Source organism: Streptomyces turgidiscabies Car8, assembly GCF_000331005.1.
Lineage (GTDB): Bacteria > Actinomycetota > Actinomycetes > Streptomycetales > Streptomycetaceae > Streptomyces > Streptomyces turgidiscabies.
Genome location: NZ_AEJB01000364.1, coordinates 1 through 8109, shown reverse-complemented (window position 1 = coordinate 8109; position 8109 = coordinate 1). Strand labels below are relative to the sequence as shown.

At 71.8% G+C, this 8109-nt stretch carries 8 protein-coding genes and 1 pseudogene; 6 read left to right on the top strand and 3 right to left on the bottom strand.

The features are described 5' to 3' along the window. A pseudogene (locus STRTUCAR8_RS27500) lies at window positions 1-243 on the bottom strand (DUF1772 domain-containing protein); the annotation flags it as partial. A 247-nt stretch (window positions 244-490) separates the two neighbouring features. On the opposite strand from STRTUCAR8_RS27500, the gene STRTUCAR8_RS27495 reads away from it, so the two are divergent. Then, window positions 491-1891 (top strand): hypothetical protein, encoded by a 1401-nt coding sequence (locus tag STRTUCAR8_RS27495; protein WP_006379339.1) that lies wholly within the window; start codon window positions 491-493, stop codon window positions 1889-1891. Between the two features lie 24 nt (window positions 1892-1915). Here the strand turns inward: STRTUCAR8_RS27495 and STRTUCAR8_RS27490 are convergent, their stop codons facing one another. Together STRTUCAR8_RS27490 and STRTUCAR8_RS27485 are read right to left on the bottom strand one after the other, a co-directional pair. Then, window positions 1916-2464 carry a hypothetical protein gene (locus STRTUCAR8_RS27490; protein ID WP_006379342.1) on the bottom strand — a complete coding sequence of 183 codons (549 nt, stop codon included), beginning with the start codon at window positions 2462-2464 and terminating at the stop codon, window positions 1916-1918. A 107-nt stretch (window positions 2465-2571) separates the two neighbouring features. After that, the gene (locus STRTUCAR8_RS27485) at window positions 2572-3612 is read right to left on the bottom strand and encodes an FUSC family protein (protein WP_006379338.1); all 1041 of its coding nucleotides are present in this window, start codon (window positions 3610-3612) and stop codon (window positions 2572-2574) included. Window positions 3613-4120: 508 nt separating this feature from the next. On the opposite strand from STRTUCAR8_RS27485, the gene STRTUCAR8_RS27475 reads away from it, so the two are divergent. The 5 genes from STRTUCAR8_RS27475 to STRTUCAR8_RS27455 form a co-directional block, all read left to right on the top strand. Continuing rightward, a complete protein-coding gene (locus tag STRTUCAR8_RS27475; protein WP_006379344.1) occupies window positions 4121-4366 on the top strand; it encodes a DUF5133 domain-containing protein in 246 nt (81 codons plus the stop codon). Window positions 4367-4427: 61 nt separating this feature from the next. Next, on the top strand, window positions 4428-6890 hold the full coding sequence (locus tag STRTUCAR8_RS27470; RefSeq protein WP_006379340.1) for a molybdopterin oxidoreductase family protein: 2463 nt from the start codon (window positions 4428-4430) through the stop codon (window positions 6888-6890). Continuing rightward, complete coding sequence (locus STRTUCAR8_RS27465) at window positions 6887-7408, top strand: hypothetical protein (RefSeq protein ID WP_006379337.1); 522 nt, start codon at window positions 6887-6889, stop codon at window positions 7406-7408. Before STRTUCAR8_RS27470 ends, STRTUCAR8_RS27465 begins: the two co-directional genes overlap by 4 nt. Before the next feature lie 110 nt (window positions 7409-7518). Next, window positions 7519-7704 carry a hypothetical protein gene (locus STRTUCAR8_RS27460; protein ID WP_044472982.1) on the top strand — a complete coding sequence of 62 codons (186 nt, stop codon included), beginning with the start codon at window positions 7519-7521 and terminating at the stop codon, window positions 7702-7704. Between the two features lie 169 nt (window positions 7705-7873). Then, window positions 7874-8109: SDR family NAD(P)-dependent oxidoreductase (locus STRTUCAR8_RS27455; RefSeq protein ID WP_006379343.1), on the top strand; the 236-nt coding region annotated here is incomplete at its 3' end.

Below are 8109 nucleotides of genomic sequence, written 5' to 3'. Positions count from 1 at the left end.
GAACAGCACCCGGCCCGGTCCCTCGGCGAGCACCCCGAGGACGAACCCGCTGAGGGTCACGACGTTGACGAGGACCGGCATCAGCGGGTGGTAGCCCTTGCCCAGCAGGGCGTGGGCGCGGAGGTAGTCGGCGCGGTCCATGACCGCCATGGCGGGGGCCACACTGACCAGAACCGCCACGAAGATGCCCGTGACGGTTCCCGTTCCGATGAGCACGACCCCGGTCAGTACTTCCTTGAGCATCACGACTCCCGGTCCGTGGTGGATGTACCGATGACCTTGGCCCCACCTGCTCGATTCGCTGTGCCCCTTTGGCGTGACTGTCCCGGTGCCATGTGTTCAGGCCACGCACGCAACAAAGTTGTGCATTATCTTGACGGCCGCAGAAAATCAGCCCTAAATTCCTGCACGTTCGTTCAGTGCACTGAGTATCTGTTCGCACAGTCCGGCCCCGCTCCATAAGCCGCCTCCCCCCACAAGGAGCCCGCCCATGCCCCGTACCCGCTCGCGCATCGCCCTCGCCGTTCTCGCCACGCTGACGTCCGCGGCGCTCACCACCCTCCCCTCCTCGGCCGCCCCGTCGGACGCGGCTGTCGCCGGGCATCTCACCGGCACCCTTGCCGACGGTGCCACCTGGATCGCGGACGTGCCCGAGGGCTGGAACGGGACGCTGCTGCTGTTCAGTCACGGCTTCGGGCCCACCGTCGCCAGGAACGCGCCCACCGAGGCCGTACGTGTCGAGCTGCTCGCCAAGGGGTATGCGCTGGCCGGGTCGTCGTACGACCCCAACGGGTCGATGTGGGCCCTGAACAGCGCCGAACGGGACCAGTTCGCCACCATCGACGCCGTCACCGCGAAGATCGGCGAGCCCTCGCGCACGCTGGCCATCGGCAGTTCGATGGGCGGGCTCGTCAACGCTCAGCTGGCCAGGGACGGCGGCGGGCGTATCGACGGCGCGCTCGGTCAGTGCGGGCTGGTCGCCGGGGCCACCGACCTGGACAACTACCAGCTGGACGCCGAGTACACGATCGCCCGTCTGCTGCTGCCCGCACAGGACGTGAAGCTCGTACGGTTCGGCACCTCGGCCGAGGCCGCCGCCACCGCCGACCTGCTCACCAAGGCGGTCACCGCCGCCCAGGCCACTCCGCAGGGCCGTGCCCGGATCGCGCTGGCCGCCGCCTTCCTCAACCTGCCCGCGTGGGCGCCCGGGAAGGACCGGCCGGCCGCGACCGACTGGGCGGGGCAACAGGAGCAGCAGTACGCGTGGTTCGCGCAGGGCATCCTGTCGTTCGTCGAGGGCGGCCGGTACGCCATCGAGCAGTCCGTCGGCGGCAACAACTCCTGGAACCGGGGCGTCGACTACGCCGACCTGCTCGCCGCCTCCCAGCACGCGCCCCAGGTCCGCGCCCTCTACCGGGCGGCCGGCCTCGATCTGCGCGCGGACCTGCGCACACTGACCCGGGGGGCCACGATCACCGCCGATCCCGCCGCCGTCCGCACCGCGCAGAGGACGTCCTCCGCCGGGCAGGGACTCGACGTGCCCCTGCTCGACATCCACACCACCGCCGACAACCTCGTTCCGGTGGAACAGGAGACCCGTTTCGCCGCCCGCGTGCGGGCCTCGGGCGACGGCGCGCTGCTGCGGCAGGCCTACGTCGAGCGGCAGGGCCACTGCACGTTCACCACCGCCGAGACCGTGGCCGCCCTGCACGCCCTCGAACACCGCGTCGACACCGGCCGCTGGGACGACGTGGCGACCCCGGCCGCGCTTCAGAAGTCGGCCACCGCGCTCGGTCTGGACGGGGCCGCGTACGTCCCGTACCGGCCGGCACAGCTGTCGGTCGGCCGCGACGGAGCGGCACACCCGGCGGCTCCGGCAGCTCGGCACTGACGACGGAGGCCGGGGCGCGTCCGCTCAGGAACGTGCCCCCTGGCCTGCGGTCAGGGCCTCGGCCCGGGACTGGAATGTCTCGTCGGCCTGGCGAAGGCGCAGCTGTTCCAGGACCTGAAGTTGCCGGTCCGCGCGTCCGAGAAGGCCGTCGAGGTGCACGGTGTCGAGGCGGGCGTCGGTGTCGGCCAGACGGCGCAGCGTCCGCCAGGCGGCGGCCTTGCCCTCCACGCCCAGCCGCAGCAACTCCAGCTCCAGCATGGGGGCGAGCGGCGAACGCCGGACGATCCGGCCGTTGGGCTTGAGGCGCCCGGCCCGCTCGGCCAGCCGGCCCGCGACGACCTTGTAGCGGCGCACGGGGACATCGAGCGACCGCATGATCCGCAGCAGCTCGGCACGGTCCTCGGCGATCTCGTCGGAGACCGGCCCCACGGCGTCGGCGAGCGCCGGGTCCCGCTCGGCCTCGGCCTCGGCCAGCGACCGGGACCGTTCCGTGCCGAGGGTGGCTCCGGCGAGATGGTCGTTGAGGTAGATGCCGAGCAGGTCCGTGTCGGTTCGGTTCGGCCGGTCGGGCATGGGACCACTTCCTTCGGTCGGATCGGATCGGATTGAGTGGATCGGATCTGAGCGGATCGAGGGGCCGAGTACCCCCGGCAGGCCGCTCACACCGCGTCCGGGGTAGGTCAGGCCGTGGCTTCCCGGGCCGCGCCGCTCACCGGCCCGCGCTGAGGTGCGACGAGGGGATCGAGGTCGGCCAGGAGGCGCTGTGTGTCCGCCGTCAGGCCGCCCAGCTCGGGTGTGGTCGCGGAGTGGCCGTCGGCCAGTACGTGGGTCAGCCGGCGGTGAGCCGCCGATCCCGTCGCCGCGGCCTCGGCCAGGCGGCGACCGTCGTCGGCGCCGTCGCTGTCCTGGAGGCCGAGGACGTCGCCGGCGGCCCGCAGCAGCGTCGCGAGGATGCCGGGCACGCCGTCCGGGAGCACCTCGGCCTCGGTCAACGTACGCATGGTCGCCCTGATGTCCTCGGCGATCCGGTCCCAGGTGAGGTCCCAGCCCGCCGGTGGAGGTGTGGACGCCGAGCGGCGCATCCGGTACGCGGGATTGAGCCGGTGGCCCTCCTCCGACCAGCGCCGTGCGGCCCGCAGGTCCGTCACCACGTCGGTGAGCCGAACCGCCCTGCCGTACCAGTCGCGGGCTTCCTCCCGGTCGTACCGTCCCTGGAGTCCGCCGGCGGCGGTGTGCAGCAGGGCGGCGCACTCCTCGGGCAGTCGCCCCCGTAGGTCACGGACGTCGCGGGAGTGGACCGGAGGCAGGACGAAGGCGTTCACGCAGATGCCGATGACCGCGCCCAGCAGGGTCTCCAGAAGCCGGTGCAGGATGTCGGAGCCCGTGTACGAGCCGTAGCCGAGGACGAACAGGGCGGCCGTGGGCGCGTACAGGCCCTGCGCGCCGAAGCGCGCGTAGTTCCCGAGCAGCACGGTGAGCGGCAGCGCCAACGCCATCGCGGCCATGGTGTCGTGGGTCAGCGCTCCCGCCCCGGCGGCCAGGAGGGTGCCCGCCACCACCACGGCGAACTGCTGCAGCCCCGACAACAACGAGCGGTAGACGGTGCGCTCGACAAGGAACAGCGCCGTCCACGGCGCCAGCAGGGCCATGGGCGCGTTCCACCACCAGCCCGCCACCGCCCAGGCCAGCAGTGCGGCGCCCGCCGCCTTGAGGGACTGCACGGCGGTGTCCCGCTCGGGCCCGGCCCCGGAGACGCACCTGCGAGCCGAGCGCCGGACGGCATCGACCTCCCGGGTGACCGACCGCCAGGCGAAGGAACACGCCCTGCTCGCCCTTCTGGCGTTACCCGTCCTCCCCGTTTTCCCTGCCTTCCCTGCCTTCCGGGCCTTCCCTGATTTCTCTGGCTCCTCTGGTTCCTCTGACCTCTCCGACTTCCTCAACTGCCTCCCCTTCCAGCTCCTTTCCCTGCCTCGCTCGGAGGGGGTGCCGGGCCACTTCTGGAGTGCCCCCGCCGATGTGATCCACACAAGCGCGCCCGGCGCAGGTACGTGGTGACACCACCTGATCTCCGCAGGGCCTGTTTGAGAGCTGTGACCTGGGGCACCTGGTTTCGCAGGTGCTTGGGATCACAGGCCCACGCGGGAGCGGCCGAACAGCGGCCGGGCCCCGGGTGCGAGCCACCCGGAACTCTCCCGCCGTAACCCCCCGCCTCGTCAAGGGAGAGCTCTCGTGTTGATGGCCCACCCCACCGTCCTCGCCGACCTGCTTCAGCAGTACGAAGTCCTGCGGGCCCGCCACGCCCAGGAGGGCGGCGCCCAGCTGCTCCAGCGGCTGAGCGACGTCTCCTACACCCTGTGCGTCGCCACCGGCACCCGCGACATCGACGACGCTCTGCCCGCCGCCCGCCGCCGGCTCTCGGGAGCCCGATCCGAGGAGCACGCCGTCGGAGCCGACAGGTACGAGCCGACAACCTGACGAGCCCACAGGCTGACGTGTCCACAATCTGACGAGGGGCGCCGGCGCCGGGAGGCATGGCATGGACGTTTCCGTGGACCGGATCGCACGGCCCTGGGGCACTCGTACGCCGTACGGCAGGCATGAGCCGTGGCCCGTGCGCGTGGACATGTATCTGGAGGCGGGCGTCGAGCCGGAGCGGGTGCAGCGGTGGGTGCAGACCGCCTCGCTGCTCCACTCCGACGGCGACGCGATGGACGTCGCGGTCGTCGACGGACGGATGGTCGGCGTGCGCGGCCGGGCCCAGGACCGGGTCAACCGTGGGCGCCTGGGCCCCAAGGACCTGTTCGCCTGGCAGGCCAACGCCTCACCGGACCGACTGACGAAACCGCTGGTCCGCCGGGACGGGCGGCTCGTGGAGTGCGACTGGGACACCGCCATGGAGCGGATCGTCGGCCGCTCACGGGACCTGCTGCGCGAACGCGGGCCGGGATCGCTCGGGTTCTACACCAGCGGCCAGCTGTTCCTGGAGGAGTACTACACGCTCGCGGTGCTCGCCAGGGCCGGGATCGGCACCAACCACCTGGACGGCAACACCCGGCTGTGCACCTCCACCGCCGCCGAGGCACTGAAGGAGTCCTTCGGCTGCGACGGGCAGCCGGGCAGCTACGACGACATCGACGACGCCGACGTGATCGCGTTCTTCGGGCACAACATCGCCGAGACCCAGCCGGTCCAGTGGATGCGCGTCCTGGACCGGCTGGACGGCGCCGACCCGCCCCGGCTGCTGTGCGTCGACCCCCGCCCCACGCGGGTGGCCCGGCGGGCGACCGTGCATCTGGCCCCGCGCGGCGGCACGAACGTGGCCCTGCTCAACGCGCTTCTGCACGAGATCATCCGCACGGACCGGGTCGACCACGACTACCTCGCGGCGCACACGGTCGGGTTCGACGAACTGGCCTCCCGGGTACGGGAACGCACCCCCGAGTGGGCGGCCGGGATCTGTGACGTACCGGCCGCCCGGATCGGCGAGGCAGCCGAACTCCTCGGCACGGCCGACCGGCTCCTGTCCACGGTGCTGCAGGGCGTCTACCAGTCGCACCAGGCCACCGCCGCCGCGGTACAGATCAACAACCTGCACCTGATCCGCGGCATGCTCGGCCGGCCGGGCGCCGGCGTCCTGCAGATGAACGGCCAGCCCACCGCCCAGAACACCCGCGAGTGCGGCGCCGACGGAGACCTGCCCGGCTTCCGGAACTGGCAGAACGACGACCACGTCGCCGATCTGGCGCGGGTGTGGAACGTCGACCCGAAGACCATCCCGCACTACGCCCCGCCCACCCACGCGATGCAGATCTTCCGCTACGCCGAGCAGGGCTCCATCCGCATGCTCTGGATCAGCGGCACCAACCCGGCGGTGTCCCTCCCGGAGCTGTCCCGGATCCGGTCGGTCCTCGAACAGGAGCGCCTGTTCACGGTCGTCCAGGACCTGTTCCTCACCGAGACCGCCCAGCTCGCCGACGTCGTCCTGCCCGCCGCCACCTGGGGCGAGAAGACCGGTACGTTCACCAATGCCGACCGCACGGTCCACCTCTCCGACAAGGCCGTCGAACCACCCGGCGAAGCCAGGCCGGACCTGGACATCTTCCTCGACTACGCCTCCCGGATGGACTTCCGCGACAAGGACGACAACCCCCTGGTCGCCTGGCACGACCCGGAGTCCGCGTTCGAGGCGTGGAAACGCTGCAGCGCCGGTCGCCCGTGCGACTACACCGGGCTGACCTACGACAAACTGCGCGACGGGAGCGGTATCCAGTGGCCCTGCGACGAGCGGGCCCCGGACGGAACGCCGCGCCTCTACACCGACGGCATCACCTGGGCCCGCCCCGGCCTCTGCGAGTCGTACGGCAAGGATCTGCTGACCGGCGCCCCGGACGACGCCGTCGACTACCGCTCCCTCAACCCCGAGGGCCGCGCCGTGATCAAGCCGGCCGACCATCTGCCACCGCACGAGAAACCCGCCGGGGAGTACCCGTTCCAGCTGGTCACGGGCCGGACCCTCTACCACTTCCACACCCGTACGAAGACCGGGCGGACGCCCCAGCTCAACGCCGCCGCGCCCGATGTGTGGGTCGAGGCGTCCGGGTCCGACGCGGCCGGCCTCGGGCTCGACGAGGGCGACCTGGTCGAGGTCACCACCCCTCGCGGCACCGTACGGGCGCGGCTGCGCGTGACCGGCATCCGCCCGGGGCTGCTGTTCCTCCCCTTCCACTACGGCTACTGGGACACCAAGGCCGGATACGGGCCGACCGGCGACACGCCCGGGCGCGCCGCGAACGAGGCGACCGTCACCGACTGGGACCCGGTCTCCAAGCAGCCCCTGTTCAAGACGGGCGCCGCCGCGCTGCGTCTCGTGGAACGCGGCGACGGCCACAGCGCCCCCGCACCCACCACCACCGCGTCGGCACCGGCAGCGGCAGGCGCCGGCTCCGTACCGGCCACCACGGGCGGACCGGACGCCCTCGTCACGGAGTCGGTCGAATGAACGGCGTCGCCCTCACCCTGCGGGCTCTCCACCACGGCGAGGAGCACCTCGCCGACCAGCTGACGAGGGTGGCCGAGCGCCACCGTACGGAGCACGAGATCCACCATGTGGCCACCGATCTCGCCCAGTGGTCCCGGGAACATGCCCAGCGCCTGGCCGACACCGCCAGGGACCGCGACGTCGACCCGCACCCCGGTCTCCTCGGCGACTCGGCCGGCGCGCAGGTCGCGGACGTACTGTCGACACTCGGCGAGAAGGCCGCGCAGCTGATGGGCCGCCAGGTGACGGGCCGTCGGCCCGAGCCGGGACTCCTGCTTCTGCGCGATCTGCGGGACCTGCACCTGGCCGCGACGGAGAACTCCCTCCTGTGGGAGATGCTCGCCCAGGTCGCACAGGCCACCAAGGACGAGTCGCTGCTCACCCTGGCCTCGGAGTGCCACCCGCACACGCTGCGGCAGATGCGCTGGACCAACAGCATGATCAAGACGCTGTCCCCGCAGATCCTGTCGAGCCTCTGACGAGTTTCCCGCGCCCGGGGGAGGGGACTCGGAAACATGACCGGGCGAACCGGTGACAGCAGACCTACCCGGTCCCCGACAGGCCGGACGCAGAAGGAAGATGAAGCGCCGTGAGTGCGGAACTCAGGGAGACCAGGACGACCGAACGCAGGGCCGAGACCGGCTGGGCGAGGGCCCGCCGACTGCGCGGATGCGGCCTGCGTACGTGTGTACGGGCGACGCTCGACGGAGACGCCGGGAACGGCGACGGGACCGGGCGAGGGACCGAGGGAAACGTCGTCAGGGGTGAGGACTGAGCCTGCTGAGCCTTGAGTCGTCCCTCCCACAGCCCTGCCCCGGGGTCCCCTTTCGGCCTTGTCCAGGTGTACCTCACCCTGCGGAAGCCGCTGTCCGTCTAGGCTGCTGACCCAGCATCTGAGCGGGTTGGCGCAGTGGCGGACAGCGGTCTACGGGAGGGCTGACCTCATGAGCAGGGTCTGGTTCATCACGGGTGCGAGCAGTGGCTTCGGGCGGGCGATCGCCGAAGCGGCGGTAGCCGCGGGCGACGTGGTCGTCGGCGCCGCGCGAAGGCCGGGCGCACTGGACGCCTTCGTCGCCGCCCACCCCAGGCAGGTCCAGGCGCTGCGCCTGGACGTCACCGACCTGGCCGCGATCGAGACGGCCGTGGAGGACGTCCTCGCATGGCACGGACGGATCGACGT